The organism is Martinezella lusitana (genome assembly GCF_014207095.1).
GTDB lineage: Bacteria > Pseudomonadota > Alphaproteobacteria > Rhizobiales > Rhizobiaceae > Rhizobium > Rhizobium lusitanum_B.
Map to the genome: position 1 here is coordinate 708,666 of NZ_JACHBG010000002.1, position 22,137 is coordinate 730,802.

Genomic DNA, 22,137 nt, shown 5'->3' on the forward strand with positions numbered 1-22,137 from the left:
GATTGCGACAGCCGATTTCCAGAAGATTCGATGCTTGAAGGAATGCCGCTCCCCGCTCGCACACATTGCAGATCAATCCCCTGCAATCGCCGAGGCGGCAAGCATCAAAAATTGTCGCATGGATCCTATGATGCCGCGGCGGATGTAAGCCGGCTATTGCCGTTCACATCCGCCACGACAATTCTTGCGTGTCAGAAGTAGCTCTGCAGCGGCTGAACTTCGAGGTTTCCGGCCTTCAGCGCCTTGATCGCCATGGCGGCCGCTTCGGCACCAGCCATGGTGGTGTAGTAGGGCACCTTCTGCATCAGCGTCGCCCGGCGCAGCGATTTCGAATCGGAGATCGCCTTGTTGCTATCGGTGGTATTGATCACCAGCTGGACCTGCCGGTTGCGGATGGCGTCCTCGATATGGGGGCGACCTTCAAGCACCTTGTTGATCTTCGTGGCTTCGATGCCGTTTTCGGCCAGATAGCGCTGGGTTCCGCCGGTCGCGAGCACCTTGAAGCCCAGTTCCGCCAACATGCGGATGGCCGGCAGCACGCGCGGCTTGTCGTCGTCGCGAACCGACACGAATACCGTTCCGTCACGCGGCAGTTCGACGCCCGCGCCGAGCTGCGACTTGGCGAAGGCCAGCGCGAAGTCGGTGTCGAGGCCGATGACTTCGCCGGTCGAGCGCATTTCCGGTCCGAGCAGAGTGTCGACGCCCGGGAAGCGAGCGAAGGGGAACACGGCTTCCTTGACGGCAATATGCTTCAGCTTGCGCGGATCGGGCTTTTCGCCATAGGCGGCAAAGGTCGCATCCAGCTTTTCGCCAGCCATGACCCGGGCCGCGATCTTTGCGATCGGGGCGCCAATGGTCTTGGCGACGAAAGGCACGGTACGCGAGGCGCGCGGGTTGACTTCGAGCACGTAGACCGTGCCGTCCTTGATAGCGAACTGGACGTTCATCAGGCCGCCGACGTTCAGAGCCTTGGCCATGGCCTTGGCCTGGCGCTCCAGTTCATCGATCATCTCCGGGGAGAGGGTGCGCGGCGGTAGCGAGCAGGCGGAGTCGCCGGAATGGATGCCAGCCTCTTCGATATGCTCCATGATGCCGGCAATGTAGACATCAGTGCCATCGGAGAGGCAGTCGACGTCGACTTCGATGGCGTTGGTGAGATAGCTGTCGAAGAGCAGGGGGTTCTTGCCGAGAAGGGTGTTGATCTGGCCGGTCTTGTCGTTTGGATAGCGCTGCTTGATGTCCTCAGGCACCAGTTCGGGAACGGTGTCGAGCAGATAGGTCTGCAGCTGGCCTTCCGAATGGAGGATCTGCATGGCGCGGCCGCCGAGAACGTAGGACGGGCGAACAACCAGCGGGAAGCCGATTTCGGAGGCGACAAGACGCGCCTGCTCGACCGAATAGGCGATGCCATTGTTCGGCTGGTTGAGATCGAGCTTCATCAGCAGCTTCTGGAAGCGGTCGCGGTCTTCTGCAAGATCGATCGCGTCGGGTGCAGTGCCGAGGATCGGAATGCCGTTCTTTTCGAGCGCTTCGGCGAGCTTCAGTGGTGTCTGGCCGCCGAACTGGACGATGACGCCGACCACTTCGCCCTTCTCCTGCTCTGCGCGCAGGATTTCGATGACGTCTTCCGCGGTCAGCGGCTCGAAATAGAGGCGATCCGACGTGTCGTAGTCGGTCGAAACCGTTTCCGGGTTGCAGTTGATCATGATTGCTTCATAGCCGGCATCCTTCAGTGCGAAGGCGGCGTGGCAGCAGCAATAGTCGAACTCGATGCCCTGGCCGATACGGTTCGGACCGCCGCCGAGAATGACAACCTTCTTGCGGTCGGAGACCTGAGCTTCCGAACGGGTGGCGCCGACGAAGGGCGTCTCGTAGGTCGAGTACATGTAGGCGGTCGGCGAGGCGAATTCGGCCGCGCAAGTGTCGATGCGCTTGAAGACCGGACGGACATTGAGCCCGTTGCGGAGTTCGGCCACTTCCTTCGGGCGCTTGCCCGTCAGCGTCGCAAGGCGTGCGTCGGAGAAGCCCATAGCCTTCAACATACGCAGGTTGGCCGCATCCTGCGGCAGGCCGTGCTCGCGGATACGGGCTTCCATATCGACGATATTCTTGAGCTGCTCCAGGAACCAAGGGTCGATCTTGCAGCCTTCGTGCACTTCTTCCGGCGTCAGGCCAAGGCGCAGCGCTTGGGCGACCATGCGCAGGCGGTCCGGCGTCGGGGTGCCGATGGCGGCGCGGATGGCGTTGCGGTTGCCTTCGCCCTCTTCTGTGCCGGGAATTTCGATCTCGTCCAGACCCGTCAGGCCGGTTTCGAGGCCGCGCAATGCCTTCTGCAGCGATTCGGCAAATGTACGGCCGATGGCCATGACTTCACCGACCGATTTCATGGCGGTGGTCAGTACCGGGGACGCACCTGGGAACTTTTCGAAGGCGAAACGCGGGATCTTGGTGACGACATAGTCGATCGACGGCTCGAAAGATGCCGGGGTCGCACCGCCGGTGATGTCGTTTTCCAACTCGTCCAGTGTGTAGCCGACAGCGAGCTTTGCGGCGATCTTGGCGATCGGGAAGCCAGTGGCCTTCGAGGCGAGGGCGGAAGAGCGCGAGACACGCGGGTTCATCTCGATGACGACGAGACGGCCGTCCTTCGGATTGACTGCGAACTGCACGTTCGAACCGCCGGTTTCGACGCCGATCTCGCGCAGGACCGCGATCGAGGCGTTACGCATGATCTGGTATTCTTTGTCTGTCAGCGTCAGTGCGGGAGCAACGGTAATGGAGTCGCCGGTGTGGACGCCCATCGGATCGATGTTCTCGATCGAGCAGATGATGATGCAGTTGTCCGCCGTGTCGCGGACCACTTCCATCTCGAACTCCTTCCAGCCGAGCACCGATTCTTCGATCAGCACTTCGGTGGTCGGGGAGGCATCGAGGCCGCCGCCGACGATTTCGAAGAACTCAGAACGGTTGTAGGCGATGCCGCCGCCGGTGCCGCCGAGCGTGAAGGACGGACGGATGATTGCGGGCAGGCCGACATGGTCGAGTGCCTGCGCGGCAACGGCTATCGCATGGCTCATATAGCGCTGCTTGCGGTCGCTCTCGCCAAGATTCCACTGGTTTTCAAGCGCATCGAGTGCCTTGTCGAGTTCGGCGCCGGTAAGCTGCGACTTCAGCTTGCTGCGCTCGGCCTCGTGGGTCTTGCGGTCGGCATCCTTGATGTCCGTGGCATTTGCCAGCATGGAGCGCGGCGTCTCCAGGCCGATGCGGGCCATGGCTTCGCGGAAGAGGGCGCGGTCTTCGGCCATGTCGATGGCGGCGGGCTTGGCGCCGATCATCTCGACATTATAGCGATCGAGCACTCCCATGCGCTTCAGCGACAGGGCCGTGTTCAGTGCCGTCTGGCCGCCCATGGTCGGCAAAAGCGCGTCCGGGCGCTCCTTGGCGATGATCTTGGCGACGACCTCAGGCGTGATCGGCTCGACATAGGTCGCATCCGCGAGACCCGGGTCGGTCATGATCGTTGCCGGGTTGGAGTTGACGAGGATGACGCGGTAGCCTTCCTCTCGGAGTGCCTTACAGGCCTGGGTGCCGGAATAGTCGAATTCGCAAGCCTGGCCGATAACAATCGGTCCTGCGCCGATAATGAGGATCGATTTGATATCTTGGCGCTTCGGCATGGGCTCACATCCATTTTTTGTTGCGCAAAAAGCCGGCCAGGGTGGGAGGTCACCGGTCGGGGCGCATGGGCAATATTTTCAGGCTAGAAGCGGCTTATAGGCAAATGTATTTGCAAACGGAACCCCATAAATGGCGGAATCGACATGAATTCTGCCGAGATCATCACGCCATCGCAAAATGAGGAGCCGTACAGGCTCCGCGACGCCTGCATCAGGCTCCCCCTGATCGGCTAACTCTCTATATAATGAGGGACGAAGCGCGAGGTATCCCGCGTGATCGGGGTGTCGTCTTCGCGAATGCCGATACCGGCAGGCTGCCCGGCCACGACCCAGGAGCCGATCACGGTCCAATCGTTGCCGAAGCGGGGAAGCAAGTGCATTGCCTGCCTTATATATCCCTCTTCGCCATAGGGGCCTTCAGCCTGATATATGCCGCTGCCGGCTTCGTGGTTGACGAGCGTCACATTCGCGCCCTCGCGGGACAACAAGGGCTTGCGAACGTAGCGATCGCCGAGGCCGCCGATACGCGGATCGTCTTCGAAGTAGGCTGGCAGCAGATTTTCGTGGCCGGGGAACATGTCCCAAAGCACCGGCAGCAATCCCTTGTTCGATAAGGTCAGCTTCCACAGAGGCTCGATGACGCGGGTCGGGGTGAGCGGCAGATGGCGGCCAAAAGGCTCGCGAACCATATCTTCGAGCGGATAGAGCTTGAACAGGCGGTCGATTCGTTCGTCCTCAAGATCGATGAGCCAATGCGTATCATCAATGCCGATATCGGGCATGGCGATGAGTTTTGCCTCGCACCCGGCTTGTACGGCGCAATCGGCGAGGTAGTTCAGGGTTACGAGGTCCTCTTCCGATTCCAGCATGCCGGCGAAATGCATGCGACCCGAAGGCGCGGCAAGAACACGGATCGCATTGATCAGGCGCTCATGCAGCGAGTTGAACTGGTCTGCCGAAGATGGAAGTTCGCCGCGTTGCTTCATGTCTTCCAACCACTGCCATTGGAAAACCGCGCTTTCAAACAGGCTGGTCGGGGTATCGGCATTGAATTCGAGAAGCTTTGCCGGACCGCTTCCGTCATAGGAGAGGTCGAAACGACCGTAGAGATCATGTTCCCGATTGCGCCAGGATCGCAATATCGCATCGTGATAGGCTGGCGGAATGGCCATGCGACGCATCAGTTCGCCATTGCAAGCGATCCTTTCGGCTGCCGCGTAGCACATTTCCAGCAGCCTGGCTGAGGGCTCCTCGAGCTTCGTCTCGATTTCTTCGAGGGAGAAGGCATAGGCATGCCGTTCATCCCAATAACGTTGGCCGTACATGGAATGGATGGTGAAGCCACAAGCCTCCGCCTGAGCTTTCCAATCCGGCCGTTCGTTCACGACAATACGTTTCATGCTCTCACACGTTAGCCCGAAAGATGGAAGCCGCGAAAACCCCAGCCGCCACGTTCTACTGTGCCGCTCGAACGCCCGGCACGGTCGGAGGATCTTCCCCAAACGCTGCCACCGCCACCGCCACCGGAAGATGAAGATGCTTGCCTGTTGTCGTCCTTTCTTTCCACATTGGCCGCTTTCCCAAGCACCATGCCGTTCGCAAGGCTCCGCCCGGTTGCCGTGCGAAAGTCGCTGCTGCCGCGCGGTTGGTAAAGCGCCTTGGTGTCGAAGGATCTGGCGGCACTGCCGACAAGATAGCCGGCCAGGATGGGAATGAAATGTCCCACGCCGGAACGATGCAGGCCGGTCGTGGGCTGGCAATTGTAAATGCCATAATCCTTTTCGCAGTTTGCAGCCGTTTCGTAGGCCGGCGCGCTTTGCAAGCGCTCCGTCTCGGCAGCGGCAAAGTCGGATCGGCATTCGTCAGCAGAAAAGACTTCGCCCGCGATACATGCATTGACGTCCTTGTATATCTGAACCGTGTCTTCCTTCTCGCCACAGCCCGTCAATGCCGCTGTTCCCATGAGCAGCAGAGACACACTCATCGATCGCTTCATAAAACCCCCTGCGCAATGCGCGTTCACGCGCCCGGATATTCCTGAGGACCGCCGGCATAGGTCGATCAACCGCAAGCCGCGCAAAAGCGGCGCCACGGTTGTCCGCATATGTAAGGGTGCAACGTAAAGAATATGGGCTCGAAATCAGAGTTAAGTGTAGATCGGGCGCATTTAAAGAACGTAAGCGTGCGTTCGGCGGAAATATTTTTAGACCAATGGTTGTGATCGTAAAGAATCTCTTTCCGATTCTTCCAAGTTGCCGTGACACGGTGCGGCTGAAATTGAGCGAACCCTCGCTCTCCTGAGGCCTGAATTATCGGGAGCAGCCCGTGGATCGGGGCGCTATTGCCAAGCCTTCGGTCTGCTAGCCAAAACGGCGACGGACGGCTTCGGCGTAGGGACGGCTCACGGGCATTTCCACGCCGTCGTGCGTTATGACGAGAAGCTTGCCGTTGTCGCGTTTCAACCCTGCGACATGGCCCGTGGCTATCCAGTGGGATCGGTGAAGGCGCAGGCCTTCGGTGTCGCCGATTTCCATCAGGGCGTCGCCGAAGCGGAGCAGAATGAGCTCGCGGCCGCGGGTGGTGACGACTTCAGTATAATGGTCCCGCACAGCGAGCCTTATGAGCTGTCCCCGATTTTCCGGCTTCAGCCGCGACAGGATCGGCGCTTGCGCGGGAGTCGTCTTCATCTCGGATGTCGCTAGAGGGGCAGGCACGGGCATTTCGTGATGCGGTGCTTCGGCCGCTATCGCGATCTCCCGGTGCATCGTCATATAGGTCAGAAAGCAGAAGAGCAGGCAAAGGGGTATCGACGTCAGCGACTGACGCAGACCGGCCGCGACAGTTGGGACGTCGCCGAAGAATGCCAAGTCGACGAGGGAGATGCCGAAGCCGATCGGCAGCGCGGAGATGACTGCCCCGGTCATCATCCGTGCGAGCATGTTCGACATCCATTTGCGCAGGAGGACTTCGGCGGCGATGGAGAGGACGATGGCGATCGACCAGGCCATGGCATGAAGGACGAGCCAATAGCCGAAGCGCGCGCCGGGCATCAGCCGAGCGAAAGTCCCGTAGGGGCCAGTTACAGCGAAGATCAGGACGACCGTTATGAAGGTTCCCCAGAGCCGCGGCGAGCGCCAGACGGCCCGCAATTCGCGAAGCGTGGATTGCAGAAAGGTGTGATCCACGAATTTTTCCCGTTTTTCCATGCAATTTCAATTGAGAGACGGACAATATCGCGGAAAGGCTCGACAAACTCAACCGGATCCCAATCATGACTTTCGAGCCGCTTCTTCATGCTTCCATCGCAATCCAGATTCATGTTGCGGCAGTCGTTCCGGCCGCCTTGCTCGGCGCCTATCTTCTCCTACGGCCCAAGGGTACGCCAAGGCATCGCCTGCTCGGCAAAATCTGGCTGTGCCTCACGGTAATCACGGCGCTGTCGAGTTTCTTCATTCACCAGATCAACATGTTCTACGGTTTCAGCCCTATCCATCTGCTGTCCGCATATGTTCTCTTCGGTTGCTGGGGGGCCATCGTTAATGCCCGCAAGGGTAATATTGAGGCTCATAAGCGCATCGTCAGGGGCCTCTACTTCGGCGGGATCGTCGGCGCCGGCTTATTCACATTCATCCCCGGGCGCATCATGAATAAAGTGGCCTTCAGCGGCGATGAAATCGCACCGCTCATTGTTATCGCAGGTATCGCGATCGTGCTTCTCTGGCAATTGTCGAAAGAAATATGGCATCGCCGCCGTTTAAGCTGATCTTCTGTCGATAGCCAACTGGCTTTGTAGCTCCTCCTGGATATATAAACGCCTCAAGGGACTTTGATTTTAGGCATCGCCAGGAGGTGCGCTATGGATTGGAAGGGGCGTCGGCAGTCCGACAATATCGAGGACGAGCGCGGCTCGTCGCCTATGGGCGGCGGCATGGGAGGCGGAGGTTTCCGCTTTCCAGGCGGCGGGATCGGCGGCGGCGGTTTGAGCTTTCGTACCATCATCGTCCTCGTCGTCATTTTCCTCGTCCTGAAGGCCATGGGCGTCGACGTCATGGGCCTGCTGCAGCAGACCGGAGTGCTCGAAGGCGGCGGCTCCGGCTATCAGCAAAGCACGTCCAACCGCAGTGCGGGCGGGCAGCCGGCCAACGACGAGATGAAGCAGTTTGTCGCTACCGTCCTCGCCGATACGGAGGACACCTGGACAGGCATCTTCAAGTCGATGGGGCAGACCTATACGGATCCGAAGCTGGTGCTGTTCTCCGGCGGCTTCCCTTCGGCCTGCGGACAGGCTTCCGCCGCGACCGGGCCCTTCTACTGCCCGGGCGACCAGAAGATCTACCTTGACATGGCCTTCTTCAAGCAGATGAAGGATCAATTCGGTGCCTCGGGCGATTTCGCCCAGGCCTATGTAGTCGCGCATGAAGTAGGCCACCATGTACAGGATCAGCTCGGAATTCTGCCGAAGTTCAACCAGGCCCGCCGCAACATGAGCGAGGTGGATGCGAACAAGATGTCGGTACGCATCGAACTGCAGGCCGATTGCTTCGCCGGCATATGGGGCAAGTTCACGCAGCAGAAGGGCATATTGCAGGCCGGCGATCTCGAAGAGGCGCTGAATGCCGCGCAGCAGATCGGTGACGATACGCTGCAGAAGCGCAGCCAGGGCTATGTCGTCCCCGACAGCTTCAACCACGGCACCTCGGCGCAGCGCGTGAAGTGGTTCAAGAAGGGCTTCGATTCCGGCAAACTCAGCGATTGCGATACGCTGAACAACCCGGTCTGATCCTGCTCGCCCGCTCCCGGATGACCGGCGAGCGGGCAGCCTCATTCGCTTGTTACTTCTCGCTGTCGAGATGCGCCAGCTGTGCCTCCGGATATCGGCCGCCGGCGGCGGCATCCTTGGGGATCGCACGCTCGATCGCCGCCATATCCGCTTCCGACAATTTAACCGGCAATGCTCCCAGCGCTTCCGTGAGGCGGTCGCGACGGCGGGCGCCGATGATCGGGACGATGTCCTTGCCTTGAGCAGCGACCCAGGTGATCGCGATCTGTGCGACGCTGGCGCCTTTTGCTGCGGCGATCTCTCGCAGGGCTTCCACCAGTTGCAGGTTCTTTTCTACGTTTCCGGCCTGGAAACGCGGGCTCATGCTCCGGAAGTCGCCTTTCTGGGCGCTGTCCTTCTGCCAATGGCCGCTGATGAGGCCGCGCGACAGGACACCATAGGCGGTGACGCCGATGCCGAGCTCGCGGCAGGTCGGTAGTATCTTGTCTTCGATGCCGCGCGAGATCAGCGAATATTCGATCTGTAGGTCGACGATCGGATGGACAGCGGCGGCTCGGCGAATGGTATCGGCGCCGACCTCCGAAAGGCCGATATGCCTGATGTAGCCCGCCTTGATGAGATCGGCCATCGCGCCGATCTGATCTTCGACCGGCACATTCGGGTCGAGGCGGGCAGGGCGGTAGATATCGATATGGTCGACGCCGAGACGTTGCAGGGAATAGGCGAGGAAATTCCTGATTGCCGCCGGACGTGCGTCATAGCCGAGCCATGCGCCTGCGGGATCGCGGAGAGCGCCGAACTTGACGCTGAGCAGGAAGTCGTCCCGCTTTCGCCCCTCGATGGCTTCGCCGATCAGCATTTCATTATGGCCCATGCCATAGAAATCGCCGGTATCAAGCAGGTTGATGCCGGCATCGAGCGCGGCATGGATGGTGGCGATGCTCTCGGCACGATCGGAGGGGCCATACATGCCCGACATTCCCATGCAGCCGAGGCCGAGAGCGGAGACCTGTGGTCCGGTCTTGCCCAATTGATGCTTTTCCATCGTCGTTCTCCTTGGCGGAAGCGCTTCAGTTTTCCCTTTAGCTTTACTCCTTTGGTCTCTGTACGATAATCCGGATGAATCGAAACAGGTTGTTTGGAATTCCGCACAATGGATGACTTGCCGCTGGCCGATCTGGTTGCCTTCACCGCCGTTGCCCGCGAGCGCAGCTTTCGCAAGGCGGCACGCAAACGCGGCGTTTCCGCCTCATCGCTCAGTGAAGCCGTGCGCCGGCTGGAGGAGCGGCTGGCGGTGCGCCTGCTCAACCGCACGACCCGAAGCGTGACACCGACAGAGGCCGGGGAGCGGCTGATGGAGCGCCTGACGCCCGCCATGAGCGAGATCGCCGTGGCGCTCGACGACATCAACAGCTTTCGCGACGGCGTTGGCGGGACCTTGCGGCTGAATGTGCCGACAGTCGCTGCCATGGTTGTCATGCCCGACATCATCAGCCGCTTCCTCACGGAATATCCGGCAATCTCCGTTGAGATCGTTGCGGAGGACAGTTTCATCGATGTGGTGGCGGCGGGCTACGATGCCGGTATCCGCTATGATGAAAGACTTGAGAAGGACATGATCGCCGTGCCGATCGGGCCTCGGCGGCAATATTATATCACGGCGGCTGCGCCTGGTTATCTCGCCGCAAATGGCACGCCGCAGCACCCGCGCGACATATTGGAGCATCGCTGCATTCGTCATCGCTTTCTGAGCGGATCAGTCGCGTCGTGGGAATTCGAAAGGAATGGCGAGACGATTTTCATCGCGCCATCGATGGTGGTTGCTACCAACACGATCGATATCGAACGCAGCGCCGCCATTGCTGGCCTTGGCATCATCAGGACCTTCCGAGAGTTCCTGGCGCCGCAGATCGAAAGCGGCGAACTGGTGACGATCCTTGAGGAATGGGATACGGCATTTTCCGGCCCGTTCCTCTACTATGCCAGCCGCCGGCACATGCCAGGACCACTCAGAGCCTTCGTCGATTTCCTCAATCGCGAACAACGCCGCCGCCGCGATCGATAGACGTTCTGGTTGAAAGATCAAAAAAACCGGGCGATAAATCAATAAGATTGAAGCGTTCACGGATTGTTTCGGCTAAAATCTTTATGTATTGGAACATCCTCGTTTTTCGTTCACGTTCTGTCTCTGTCATGGAGATGGAGCCCCTAAAGGCAACTCCATGATCGATCAGAAATTCGCACGGCGTGGGCTGTTCCTCGTCTTCCTCATCCTCTTTCTCGACGTTATCGGCATTGCGATCATCATGCCGGTCATGCCGAAATATCTGGAAGAGCTGACCGGCGCATCCGTCAGCGCAGCCGCCACCGAGGGCGGCTGGCTGCTGCTGGCCTATGCCGCTATGCAGTTTCTATTTTCGCCGCTGATCGGCAATCTGAGCGATCGCTTCGGCCGCCGTCCGCTGCTGCTGGCTTCGGTGCTGACCTTCGCGATCGACAACTTCATCTGTGCCATCGCCGGCTCCTATTGGATGCTGTTCGTCGGCCGCATTCTCGCCGGGATCAGCGGCGCGAGCTTCTCGACCTGTTCTGCCTATATTGCCGACATCAGCAATGACGAGAACCGGGCGAAGAATTTCGGCCTGATCGGCATGGCCTTCGGCGTCGGCTTCGTGCTCGGGCCGGTCATCGGCGGCTTTCTCGGCGAATTCGGTCCGCGCGTTCCTTTCTATGGTGCGGCGGCTCTGGCATTCCTGAACTTCGTTGGCGCCTATTTCCTCCTGCCGGAAACGCTCGACGCCAGAAATCGCCGGCCATTCGACATTCGTCGGGCCAATCCGCTCGGCGCGCTGAAGCAGATTCGCCGTTATCAGGGTATCGGCTGGGTTTGCGTCGTCATGTTCCTGAATTGGCTGGCGCACGGTGTCTATCCGGCTGTTTGGGCCTTCGTCACCTCCTATCGCTATGGCTGGAGTGAAGGCGAGATCGGCTTTTCGCTTGGGGTTTACGGCATCGGCGCCGCAATCGTCATGGGGCTTATCTTGCCACGGTTGGTGCCTGTTCTCGGTGAATGGAAGACGGCGCTGCTCGGGCTCGCTTTCTCCTGTCTCGGTCTGCTCGGCTATGCTTTCGCCTGGCAAGGCTGGATGGTCTATGCGGTGGTGGTCCTGACCGTCATCGAAAACGTTGCGGATGCGCCGCTGCGTTCCATCGCCGCCAGCAAGGTTCCGCCGTCGGCGCAGGGCGAGCTGCAAGGAGCGCTCGGAAGCCTGACCAGCATCACCGCAATCGTCGGGCCTTTGCTGTTTCCCTATCTGTTCAGCTATTATACGGCGCCGACCGCGCCGGTGGTCTTTGCGGGCGCACCATTCGTCATGAGCGCTGTTCTCATCGTTGTCTCGCTCGTGGTCCTGCTGACGAAGGTCCGCAAGACCGTGCCGGCGATGGTTGCAGAGGCTCAGGCCGGAGAAGCAGCCTAGAATTTCATCAGTTATTTTGATGATATGATGAATTCTTTAGCATTCAGGCCTTGCTCGCTGGCTTTTTGCCCTAAGTTGCGCTAAGGCCGCTAGCTCGCGCACCCTTGGGTGGGGCGGTTCGCGCGATTCTAAAGATCGAGTTTTCGTTATGGATATGCCGTTAGCTGCGCGCCCAAACGCGTATGACAGTAATAATTCGTGGTCGGCGCACATTCGTGCAACCCTTGCGCTTGGCATCCCGCTGATCGGCGCGCAGTTGGCGCAGCTTGGCATCAATACGACCGACGTGATGATCGTCGGCCGGCTCGGGGCCGAACAGCTGGCGGCGATGGTGCTTGCTGCTCAATTTTTGTTCACTATTCTCATTTTCGGTTCGGGCTTCTCCATTGCCGTGGTGCCGCTGGTGGCGCAGGCCTATGGTAAGGGGGATGTGGCTTCGGTTCGCCGAGCCCTGCGCATGGGTCTTTGGGTCGTGACGGCCTATTGGCTGCTCGCGCAGCCAGCCTTCTTCTATTCCGAGCAGATCCTCTTGGCGGCCGGGCAGAAGCCCGAGGTGGCTCGACTGGCGAGCGGCTATATCGATATCGGCCATTTCGCTCTGCTGCCGGGGCTGCTCTACAACGTCATTCGCGCCTTGGTGAGTGCTATCGGCCGTGCCGGCATCATCCTCAAGGTCACCATTGCAATGCTCGTGATGAATGCGGTGCTTGCCTACATCCTCGTACTCGGCCACTTTGGCCTGCCGGCGATGGGGCTGCATGGCGCGGCTATCGTGTCCGTTGCCGTGCAGACTGCAGGTTTCTTCTTCATCGTCGGTTATGTCCAGGCGCATGAAGATACGCGCCGCTACGAGATCTTTGTCCGCTTCTGGCGGCCCGATTGGCATGCCTTGTGGGACGTGGTTCGCCTCGGTTTCCCGATCAGCGTTACGGTTCTCGCCGAAGTCAGCCTTTTCACGGCCGCCTCGCTGCTGATGGGGCAGATCGGCACCATAGAGCTTGCCGCACATGGCATTGCGCTGCAATGGGCCTCGATCGCCTTCATGATCCCGCTTGGGCTTAGCCAGGCCGCAACGGTGCGGGTCGGCGTTGCGCACGGGCAGGGCGATCATCTCGGCCTGACGCGAGCGGCGATCGTCGTGCTCGTCGTTTCGAGCTGCATCTCGCTGTTCGGCAGCATCCTATTCGCATCGATCCCGACCTGGCTCGGAGGCTGGTTCCTGGATGTGACATCGCCTGATGCAGCGAAGGTACTGGCCTATGCGGCGCCGCTCATCGTCGTTGCCGGCTTGTTCCAGCTGGTGGACGGGCTCCAGTCGATCGCCAGCGGCCTGCTGCGCGGCCTGAAGGACGCCCGCGTGCCGATGATCATGGCTCTTATCGCCTATTGGCCGATCGGCTTCTTCCTGGCATGGCTCCTGGCGTTCCCGCTCGGCTTCGGCGGCATCGGCATATGGTTCGGCTTCCTTCTCGGGTTGGGCTCGGCAGCAGTCATGCTCTGCGCCCGATTCTACATTCTGGTGCGTTCGGAGAAGGTCGCAGCCTGACGCAAAAAGTTCATGGTCGGGCCACAAGACTGCTGACAAAAATTGGCAGCATGGTCGTCTATAACTGTCTCATACCAAAGACGGGAGACGACCATGACATTCCAAGCAAGCGATCGTACCGATGCCGCGCTTTTCCCGCGGGAAGACATCATCCGGCAGAGCGCTACCGTGCGCCTCTTTCCGCACGCGAACACATCGTCTCGGCGGCCTGAGCCGGAGAAAAGATCCTACTGGCTGGCCGTCGCCAGCGCGGAACATGTGCGCATTGGGCGCCAGCATGGGTTCATGCAGGTAAACCACGGCAAGCGAGCCCCATTGAAGCGTATCAAGCCGGGCGACGGCATCGTCTACTACTCGCCATCAGTCAAAATGGGCGAGAGAGACGGTTTTCAGAGCTTCACCGCCATCGGCTTTGTCCGTGGGGGCGAGCCGTATCTTGCCGAGATGGGCTGCGGAAAGGCTTACCGCAAGGATGTGGATTGGCTCGATGCGCCCGAACAGCCGCTTCGTCCGCTCCTGGGCTGGCTCGATTTCACTCAGGACAAGAACTGGGGCTACAAGCTGAGGTTCGGCCTCGTCGAGTTCGGCCAGTCGGATTTCGAGTTTCTCGAGGAAATCCTGATGAGCGAGCTTGAAGTGGTCAAGCAGCGCCGCCTGCAGGCATGAGTTTCAGCAAGCTCAACCGATGTGACGAAAAGACCTCCCAACTTGACGCACAAAGAGAAAAGCCCCGGATTGGCTATCAATCCGGGGCTTTTCTTATGCCATCAAGGTGTCGGTGTGATCAGGCGCGCTCCGCCAAGGCAGCTTCGCCCTTCTTTTCGCGCACCAGATTGATGAAGCGGCGGAAGAGATAGTGGCTGTCCTGCGGGCCGGGCGAGGCTTCGGGGTGATGCTGGACCGAGAAGATCGGCTTGCCGGCGACGCGCAGGCCGCAATTGCTGCCGTCGAAGAGCGAAACGTGAGTCTCCTCAACGCCTTCCGGCAGCGAGTTCGAGTCGACTGCGAAGCCATGGTTCATGGAAACGATCTCGACCTTGCCCGTCGTATGGTCCTTGACCGGATGGTTGGCGCCGTGGTGGCCCTGATGCATCTTTGCGGTCTTGGCGCCGAGCGCGAGGCCGAGCATCTGGTGGCCGAGGCAGATGCCGAACAACGGAATTTCGGTCTTCAGCAAGTCCTTGATCACGGGCACGGCATATTCGCCTGTTGCGGCCGGGTCGCCAGGGCCGTTGGAGAGGAAGATACCGTCCGGCTTCAGGCCGAGAACTTCATCCGTCGAAGCGGTGGCCGGCAGAACTGTGACCTTGCAATCGAGGCCGGCGAACAGGCGTAGAATGTTGCGTTTGACGCCGTAGTCGAGGCAGACGACGTGATACTTAGCGTCGGCCGTGCCGAGTTCGCCATAGCCTTCATTCCAGATCCAGGGCGTCTGCGACCACTGCGAGGACTGGCCCGAGGAGGCCACCTTGGCGAGGTCGAGGCCTTCGAGGCCGCTCCAGGCTTTGGCATCCGCCTTCAGCTGCTCGATGTCGAAGACGCCGTTCGGGTCGTGGGCGATCACGCCGTTCGGCATGCCGTTCTCACGGATCCAGGCGGTGAGGGCGCGGGTGTCGATGCCGCTGAGGCCGATGATGCCGCGGACCTTCAGCCACTGGTCGAGATGCTTGGCGGCGCGGTAGTTCGACGGATCGGTGATGTCGGCCTTGAAGATGACGCCGACCGCGCCGTGACGTGCAGCCGGCGTCAGGTCCTCGACGTCTTCCTCGTTCGTGCCGACATTGCCGATGTGCGGGAAGGTGAAGGTAACGATCTGGCCGAGATAGGATGGATCGGTCAGGATCTCCTCATATCCCGTCAGTGCGGTGTTGAAGCAGACTTCGGCCTGGACCTTGCCGGTCGCGCCGATACCCTTGCCTTCGATGACTGTGCCATCGGCGAGAACGAGAAGAGCAGTCGGCTTTTCGGTGGTCCATGGGGCTGTCGCGGTCATAGTCATCCCGTTTCCGGCGTCATGTACGACCTTGAAGAGGCCGTAGGCTTCCGCCATGTTTGTAGCAAGGTACAGCCGGCGACCGAGGTCGCGGCTTGAGATCTTCATATCGATCTAATGTGCAGGTGATGGACATAACCAAACAAGGCGAGCCGGTCAATGCACGCTTTTGCTTTCCTGCCCGGGAATTCGCCCGGTTTCGACTCGCTCGACGCAATTGCATTGATCGGCGCTGATGGTCTAAGAGACTGGCAAGATGAAATAAGGGGACGGGCGATCGTCGCCTACCTGCTTCAAGGAGTTACAGACATGATCCGCGAAACCCTTTCCAACGCCCAGAAGGAAGCCATGAAGGCCAAGGATACGGCGAGGCTTTCGACCGTGCGCCTCATCCTTGCAGCCATCAAGGACAAGGATATCGCCAATCGCGGTCTCGGCAAGGAGCAGGCAAGCGACGACGAAATCCTGCAGCTGCTCGCCAAGATGATCAAGCAGCGCGAAGAGTCCGAGAAGATCTACGTCGACGGCGCCCGCCCGGAGCTGGCTGCGAAGGAGCGCGAAGAGATCACGGTGATCCAGGGCTTCATGCCGGAACAGCTGTCCGAAGAGAAGGTGCGCGAGATCTGCGTTGCCATCGTCGCCGAGCTCGGCGCGCAGGGCCTGAAGGACATGGGCAAGTGCGTTGCCGCTCTGCGCGAGCGTTATGCCGGGCAGATGGATTTCGCCAAGGCCTCGGGCATTCTCAAGGAACTGCTGAAGTAAAAACCGGTTTTGCCTTCGGCGCGCGGATTTGCGGCGAGCCGGAGGCATTTCTCCAGGCGCTGTCGATGATCGAGAATTTCTCGGCCTGAAAGTTGCGATATTCCTGGATGAAGTCGCAGGAAAGCCAAAGCTGGCTTCTGCCCGAAGAGCCCATCCAGCCGATGCTCTGCATTTTCGCGGCTCTGATCATCAGTCGCTTCGCATGAGTCCTGGAAATCAGAAAGCGACGACAGATGTCCGTGAAGGCAATTCGTCCGACAATCACTCTTTGTGTTGCCGTATCCACCAGCCCGACGCGTGAGATCAGGTAATCCATGATCACCCCGCCGGAATTGACCCATGTGAACAGGTCGAACGTGTCTCCCGGATGGCGCAGATCGTCGCTGTTGATGATATCAACCGAGATGGCAGGCTGCAGCGCGGCGATAAGATCTGGGCGCTTGGCAAGCAAGGCGCTTCGCTTGCCGTCATCCAGCCGATCCAGCACCGAGAGATGAATGGTGAGCCATTTTCCCAGCTGCTTGATGGCTTCTTCGGTCGGTTCCATGGGCCGCGAGCGGCGATCCGGCGCAACGGGCAGGTATCGTAAGAATCCTTCGGCCAGCATCTGCTGAATGAAACTTAGTGCAGTGTTGTGACTGGCGATCTCGTTTTCGACCACATAGGTCGCGAAGCGATTCGCATGAAGGCCGGGTTGCTCGCCGTCGATGCCGCCATAGTATAATCCGAAGCCGGCGAGTGCCATCAGCCAACGCTGTTGGGAGGCGAAGACCGAGCATATCTGTTGATTCTGATTGTACGTGAATATGATTTCCCGCGTATAATTCAGAATTTCAGCGAAAAAATTAGGGTCTTGAGCAAGTTCCTTTGCGGATAAAGACATGCAGCCGTCTCCGATGAACCGAGCAAAATTTAAGAATGTCTGAGGATATTAATCGCCTGGATTGCATATATTAATATACTAAAAAATGCAGATTTCATCAACAGTATTACCATACTGGTAACCTGAAGCGAGAGACTTTCCTCGTCGGATATTCATTGTTCTCGGGGCCACAAATTAGAGAAGGCAGGAGCTGGGGGAGCTCCTGCCTTCTTGCTCTTTGCAGGCGTTTGATGACGCAGGGTGGGGCCCAAAAATCAAACGTCTATCGCAAAGGCACTCAGGTGGGGCGGCGCCGGGGGTAGGGATGGTGCCCCACCTGAGTATCTGCTGAACTTATCTGAGGATCCTGATTTCCCGGGGCAAGGCCAGCGCCTGCGACGAAAAACCGGACATCTGAACCTTTACGCCCGCCGTAAGTGCGGGGATCTTCATATCTGCCGGCAGCTGATAGCTAGCGCCAGCATGCAGTGCGTTGTTGTCGTCGTTGCCGTTAGCCGTTGTAGCCGAGCTATAAGTCGCTGTTGCAAAAATAGCCGCTGCGGCCAAAGGTACGATGAGAACGCGCATTTCCTCTCCTAAACTGAAAGCCTGTACCTTGTGGCTTCCCGTTCGTCAGGGCGTCTCGGCATGTCGCGTCGCGAAGCATATTCTTCGCCGGCTTGTCTCGCCCTGTGAGAAGAACGCTATTGCGCTGCACACCAACAATCAAATTACAAAAAAATAATGTTTGCCTTACAAACCATACCGCAGGCTCACTGCTCCAGGCGCCAATCGCCCTCGACTTGACTTGCAGCCAGCGATTGTTTTCTGGTCGTTTCTTTTCGCCTATCGCCCACTTCAAGATGTGCAAGTCCTTGCTTTTTCAAAAAAATGCAGCAGTTTTCCATTCCGGCGCTTCTCGCTTTCGGGGTGGCTGCGATGGGGATGAATGCAGGTTTTGGCGGACGCGAATGCGCTTTGAGGCCTGGGTTTGTACGGTTCGATCTCGGTAATGGCTTCACAAAGTTGTGATCGAAAAGGGGGAGTTGTATTCATCCAGAATGGGCTGTGAATACAGTGTGTGCCTGTCTGGTCATCGTGGCAATGCCGTTCATTCATGTTTATATGAGGTGAGCCAGAGGTAGCCATGCGATTTTCCAATACGTTTCTCGACGAGATTCGCGACCGCGTTTTGATTTCAGACGTGATCGGTCGTCGCGTGACCTGGGATCGGCGCAAGACCAATGTGCCGCGCGGGGACTATTGGGCTTGCTGCCCTTTCCACGGTGAGAAATCGCCGAGCTTCCACTGCGAGGACCGCAAGGGGCGATATCACTGCTTCGGCTGCGGGGTGACGGGCGATCATTTCCGGTTCCTCACCGAGCTTGAGGGGCTGAGCTTTCCGGAGGCCGTGCAGCAGATTGCCGATATGGCAGGCATGCCTATGCCAGTCGCCGATCCGATGGAGGCGAAGCGGGAGAAAGAACGCACGTCGCTGCTCGATGTCATGGAGATGGCGACTCAATTCTTTCAGGACCAGCTGCAGACAGCCAACGGCGCTCGGGCGCGCGCCTATCTGCGTGACCGCGGATTGACCGGCCGCACCATAGAGACCTTTCGGCTGGGCTATTCGCCAGACAGCCGTAATGCGCTGAAGGAACATCTTGCCGGCAAGGGCGTGTTGAAGGAACAGATCGAGGCTTGCGGCCTTGTCGTGCACGAGAACGTGCCGGTCTCCTACGACCGCTTTCGCGATCGCATCATGTTTCCTATTCTCTCATCACGCGAAAAGGTGATCGCCTTCGGTGGCCGCGCCATGGCATCGGACGCGCCGGCGAAGTATCTCAATTCCAACGAGACCGAGCTCTTCCATAAGGGCAATGTGCTCTATAATTTCACCCGGGCGCGCCGCGCCGCTCAGGGCGCCGATGGTGCGGGAACCATCATTGCCGTCGAAGGCTATATGGATGTCATCGCCCTGCATCAGGCCGGAGTGGAGAATGCGGTTGCGCCGCTCGGCACCGCGCTCACGGAAAATCAGCTGGATCTTCTCTGGAAGATGACGCCGGAACCAGTGCTCTGCTTCGATGGCGACGGCGCAGGTATTCGTGCCGCCAATCGCGCCGCCGATCTGGCACTCCCGCATATCAAGCCGGGCCGCACTGTCCGTTTCGCGCTTCTTCCCGACGGCAAGGATCCTGACGATCTTGTGCGCCATGACGGGCGCGCGCCATTTGACAAGGTGATGGCACAGGCAAAGCCGCTGGCCGATCTGATCTGGGCAAGGGAAGCCGCCAGCGGCACCTTCGAGACACCGGAAGCGCGGGCAGAGCTCGAAGCCCGGCTTCGACGCATCGTGTCCGTCATCGTCGACGAGGATGTTCGGCGGCATTATCAGCAGAGTATGCGCGAGCGGCTGAACGGGCTTTTCCAGCCGCAATTCCAGCGCGGTGGCAATCAGCAGGCGCGCGGCTTCTCTCGTGATGGCAACGGTCGCGCCTATGGCGGCCGCGGCGGGCAGGGTCGCGACCGGGCGGCGGTCAGCACGACGGCGTCCGATCGCCTGACGCGCTCGGCGATGATCAAGGGACATCAGGATATTCCGAGCCTGCGCGAAAGCGTTTTGGCGCTGACTATCGTCAATCATCCGTTGTTGCTGCAGGACGAGTATGACGAGATCGCCGCGATCGATTACGAAAGCCGCGAGTTGCAGCGCCTCTGGTCGGCTGTGCTCGGGATTGCCGCCGCGATGGTCGGGCCGCAGCTCACTCGTGAGCGGCTGGTCGAACAGCTGGAGGAGCAAGACTTCGGCTCGCTATTGAAGAATCTCGAGCAGCAGGTTCGCAATGCCCGGTTATGGACGGCAACCGAGCAAGCCGCGATGGAAGACGCGCGCGAGGGCTATCGTCAGGCGCTTGCACTTCACAAACGCTCAAAGGCCCTTCGGTGGCACAAGATCGAATTGCAGGGCGCGATTGCCGAGGCAACGGAAGATGGCGACGGCGAGCTTATCGAGCAATTGATGCGTGCCTTGCAGGAAGTACAGCTCGAAGCGGTGCGGCTGGAAAACCAGGAGGCGATCATCGATGGCTTTGGCGTTCTTTCCGGCCGTGTCAAAAGCGTTGTAGGAAAGTAGGAAATGAATGTCTCAGCCGGATAGATTGGACCCGCGATTTTCCGCCGACGATGCGCTGTTCGGCGAAACCGGCGGCGGGGTTGCGCCGCTCGATGTGCTGAAGCGCGTCTATGGCTATTCGGCATTTCGCGGCAAGCAGCAGCAGGTGGTCGAGCACGTCGTTTCGGGTGGCGATGCCGTGGTGCTGTTTCCGACAGGGGCGGGCAAATCGCTGTGTTTCCAGATCCCGGCGCTTTGCCGCGACGGTATTGGTATCGTTGTTTCGCCATTGATCGCGCTGATGCGGGATCAGGTGGAGGCGATGAAGCAGCTGGGCATACGTGCTGCGGCATTGAACTCATCGCTGTCGCGTGAGGAGGCCAGTGAGATCTATCGCGCCGTGTCCAACGGCACGCTCGATATGCTCTATGTCACGCCCGAGCGCATCCTGACCGACGGCTTCCAGCAGATGATCGCCAGGGCGAAGATTGCGCTCTTTGCAATCGATGAGGCGCACTGCGTCTCGCAATGGGGGCATGACTTCAGGCCGGAATATCGGGATCTCGGCAAGCTTGCCGAGCTCTTCCCCGACGTGCCCCGTATCGCGCTGACGGCGACTGCCGACCCACACACACGCGACGATATCATCGAGCGGCTGGCTCTCGACGATGCCAAGGTCTTCACGACCAGCTTCGACCGGCTGAATATTGCCTATGAGATTGTCGAGCGCGACCAGCCGCGCCAGCAGTTGTTACGCTTCCTCGACGGCCATCGCGGCAATAGTGGCATTGTTTATTGCCTTTCTCGCGCCAAGGTCGAGGATACCGCGGACTGGCTGAACGGGCAGGGTGTGCGAGCGCTTCCCTATCATGCCGGCATGGACAGATCCCTGCGCGACGCCAATCAGGATGCGTTCCTGAAGGAAGAGGATCTATGTCTGGTGGCGACGGTTGCCTTCGGCATGGGCATCGATAAGCCCAATGTGCGTTACGTCGCACACCTCGATTTGCCGGGCTCGGTCGAAGCCTATTATCAGGAAACCGGTCGTGCGGGCCGTGACGGGCTGCCGTCGGAGGTCTGGATGGCCTATGGCATGGCTGATGTCATCCAGCGGCGCCGGATGATCGACGAAGGCGGCGCGTCCGACGAGATCAAGCGCGTGGAGCGGGCGAAACTCAACGCGCTTCTTGCCATCTGCGAGACGGCGGGCTGCCGGCGGCAGTCCATTCTGGCCCATTTCGGCGAGGCTCATGATGGCGGTTGCGGCAACTGCGATACCTGCCTGAAACCCGTCGAGACCTGGGACGGCACGGAAGCGGCAATCAAGGCGCTGGCTGCGGTCTATCGCACCGGCGAACGTTTCGGCACCGGCCATGTCATCGATGTGCTGATGGGAACGGTCAACGACAAGACCGAGCGTTTCGGCCATGTCGACATGCCCGTCTTCGGAGCCGGGAAGGATATTTCAGCCCGAAGCTGGCAATCGATCTTCCGGCAATTGCTGGCGAGCGGCCTTATCAGTGTCGATCATGCGGCTTTCGGCGCCATGAAGCTGGAAGAGGAGGCGAGGGCAGTCTTCAAGCGCGAACGGCAGGTCCTCTTCCGCAAGGATCGGCCCGAGACCGGGCGCCGCGGCAAGAAGGCTGGCCGACCGGAGCGGCAGGCCCATGGTCTTGCCGGAGAGGCGCAGGGCTTGTTCGACGCGTTGCGCGCGGAGCGGACGAGAATCGCCAAAGAGCTGGGCGTGCCGCCCTATGTCGTTTTCCCTGACACGACATTGATTGCTTTCGCGACCGAGCGGCCAAGAAATCATAAGGCGCTACTGGGGATCTCGGGTGTCGGGCAGTCGAAGCTCGAGCGCTATGGCGATGCGTTTCTTGCGGTGATCTCGAACTTCACCGATCGGTGACAATTGGCGGCGAA

General features: G+C 59.6%; 17 protein-coding genes. 9 read left to right on the forward strand and 8 right to left on the reverse strand.

What is annotated here, in order from left to right; all coding sequences use genetic code 11:
* Positions 1-191: 191 nt before the first annotated feature.
* The 4 genes from carB to GGD46_RS07985 all read right to left on the reverse strand — a co-directional run bounded on the left by carB (position 192) and on the right by GGD46_RS07985 (position 6,883).
* Positions 192-3,677, reverse strand: coding sequence for a carbamoyl-phosphate synthase large subunit (carB, locus tag GGD46_RS07970; RefSeq protein ID WP_184703181.1), 3,486 nt, complete (start codon positions 3,675-3,677; stop codon positions 192-194).
* Between the two features lie 230 nt (positions 3,678-3,907).
* Positions 3,908-5,077 (reverse strand): glutathionylspermidine synthase family protein, encoded by a 1,170-nt coding sequence (locus tag GGD46_RS07975; RefSeq protein WP_184703182.1) that lies wholly within the window; start codon positions 5,075-5,077, stop codon positions 3,908-3,910.
* An 11-nt stretch (positions 5,078-5,088) separates the two neighbouring features.
* Positions 5,089-5,661 (reverse strand): DUF1190 domain-containing protein, encoded by a 573-nt coding sequence (locus tag GGD46_RS07980; protein ID WP_184703183.1) that lies wholly within the window; start codon positions 5,659-5,661, stop codon positions 5,089-5,091.
* Positions 5,662-6,037: 376 nt separating this feature from the next.
* Positions 6,038-6,883 (reverse strand): LytTR family DNA-binding domain-containing protein, encoded by an 846-nt coding sequence (locus GGD46_RS07985; protein WP_210325485.1) that lies wholly within the window; start codon positions 6,881-6,883, stop codon positions 6,038-6,040.
* Positions 6,884-6,948: 65 nt separating this feature from the next.
* On the opposite strand from GGD46_RS07985, the gene GGD46_RS07990 reads away from it, so the two are divergent.
* Entirely contained in the window at positions 6,949-7,440 is a 492-nt protein-coding gene (locus GGD46_RS07990; RefSeq protein ID WP_184703185.1) for a DUF2306 domain-containing protein, read from the forward strand.
* Between the two features lie 93 nt (positions 7,441-7,533).
* Positions 7,534-8,457 (forward strand): neutral zinc metallopeptidase, encoded by a 924-nt coding sequence (locus tag GGD46_RS07995; RefSeq protein ID WP_184703186.1) that lies wholly within the window; start codon positions 7,534-7,536, stop codon positions 8,455-8,457.
* 52 nt (positions 8,458-8,509) lie between these two features.
* Here the strand turns inward: GGD46_RS07995 and GGD46_RS08000 are convergent, their stop codons facing one another.
* Entirely contained in the window at positions 8,510-9,502 is a 993-nt protein-coding gene (locus GGD46_RS08000; protein WP_184703187.1) for an aldo/keto reductase, read from the reverse strand.
* Positions 9,503-9,610: 108 nt separating this feature from the next.
* On the opposite strand from GGD46_RS08000, the gene GGD46_RS08005 reads away from it, so the two are divergent.
* From GGD46_RS08005 to GGD46_RS08020, 4 genes are all read left to right on the forward strand, one after another.
* Positions 9,611-10,522, forward strand: a complete 912-nt coding sequence (locus GGD46_RS08005; RefSeq protein WP_184703188.1) for a LysR family transcriptional regulator — start codon at positions 9,611-9,613, stop codon at positions 10,520-10,522.
* A 157-nt stretch (positions 10,523-10,679) separates the two neighbouring features.
* Entirely contained in the window at positions 10,680-11,936 is a 1,257-nt protein-coding gene (locus GGD46_RS08010; RefSeq protein WP_184703189.1) for a TCR/Tet family MFS transporter, read from the forward strand.
* A 148-nt stretch (positions 11,937-12,084) separates the two neighbouring features.
* A complete protein-coding gene (locus tag GGD46_RS08015) occupies positions 12,085-13,482 on the forward strand; it encodes an MATE family efflux transporter (protein ID WP_184703190.1) in 1,398 nt (465 codons plus the stop codon).
* A 93-nt stretch (positions 13,483-13,575) separates the two neighbouring features.
* Positions 13,576-14,148, forward strand: a complete 573-nt coding sequence (locus GGD46_RS08020) for an EVE domain-containing protein (protein WP_184703191.1) — start codon at positions 13,576-13,578, stop codon at positions 14,146-14,148.
* A gap of 118 nt (positions 14,149-14,266) precedes the next feature.
* Here the strand turns inward: GGD46_RS08020 and carA are convergent, their stop codons facing one another.
* Positions 14,267-15,475: a glutamine-hydrolyzing carbamoyl-phosphate synthase small subunit gene (carA, locus tag GGD46_RS08025; protein ID WP_184703244.1), complete on the reverse strand. Its 1,209-nt coding sequence runs from the start codon at positions 15,473-15,475 to the stop codon at positions 14,267-14,269.
* 309 nt (positions 15,476-15,784) lie between these two features.
* Here carA and GGD46_RS08030 point away from each other — a divergent pair, with 309 nt between their 5' ends.
* Positions 15,785-16,237 carry a GatB/YqeY domain-containing protein gene (locus tag GGD46_RS08030; protein ID WP_184703192.1) on the forward strand — a complete coding sequence of 151 codons (453 nt, stop codon included), beginning with the start codon at positions 15,785-15,787 and terminating at the stop codon, positions 16,235-16,237.
* Here GGD46_RS08030 and GGD46_RS08035 read toward each other — a convergent pair.
* On the reverse strand, positions 16,218-17,120 hold the full coding sequence (locus tag GGD46_RS08035; protein WP_246806228.1) for a hypothetical protein: 903 nt from the start codon (positions 17,118-17,120) through the stop codon (positions 16,218-16,220). The two genes, GGD46_RS08030 and GGD46_RS08035, sit on opposite strands and share 20 nt — an antisense overlap.
* A gap of 333 nt (positions 17,121-17,453) precedes the next feature.
* Complete coding sequence (locus tag GGD46_RS08040) at positions 17,454-17,687, reverse strand: hypothetical protein (protein WP_184703193.1); 234 nt, start codon at positions 17,685-17,687, stop codon at positions 17,454-17,456.
* Between the two features lie 559 nt (positions 17,688-18,246).
* On the opposite strand from GGD46_RS08040, the gene dnaG reads away from it, so the two are divergent.
* Together dnaG and recQ are read left to right on the forward strand one after the other, a co-directional pair.
* Positions 18,247-20,235, forward strand: coding sequence for a DNA primase (gene dnaG / locus GGD46_RS08045; protein ID WP_184703194.1), 1,989 nt, complete (start codon positions 18,247-18,249; stop codon positions 20,233-20,235).
* 7 nt (positions 20,236-20,242) lie between these two features.
* Positions 20,243-22,123: a DNA helicase RecQ gene (gene recQ / locus GGD46_RS08050; protein WP_184703195.1), complete on the forward strand. Its 1,881-nt coding sequence runs from the start codon at positions 20,243-20,245 to the stop codon at positions 22,121-22,123.
* Positions 22,124-22,137: the final 14 nt, after the last annotated feature.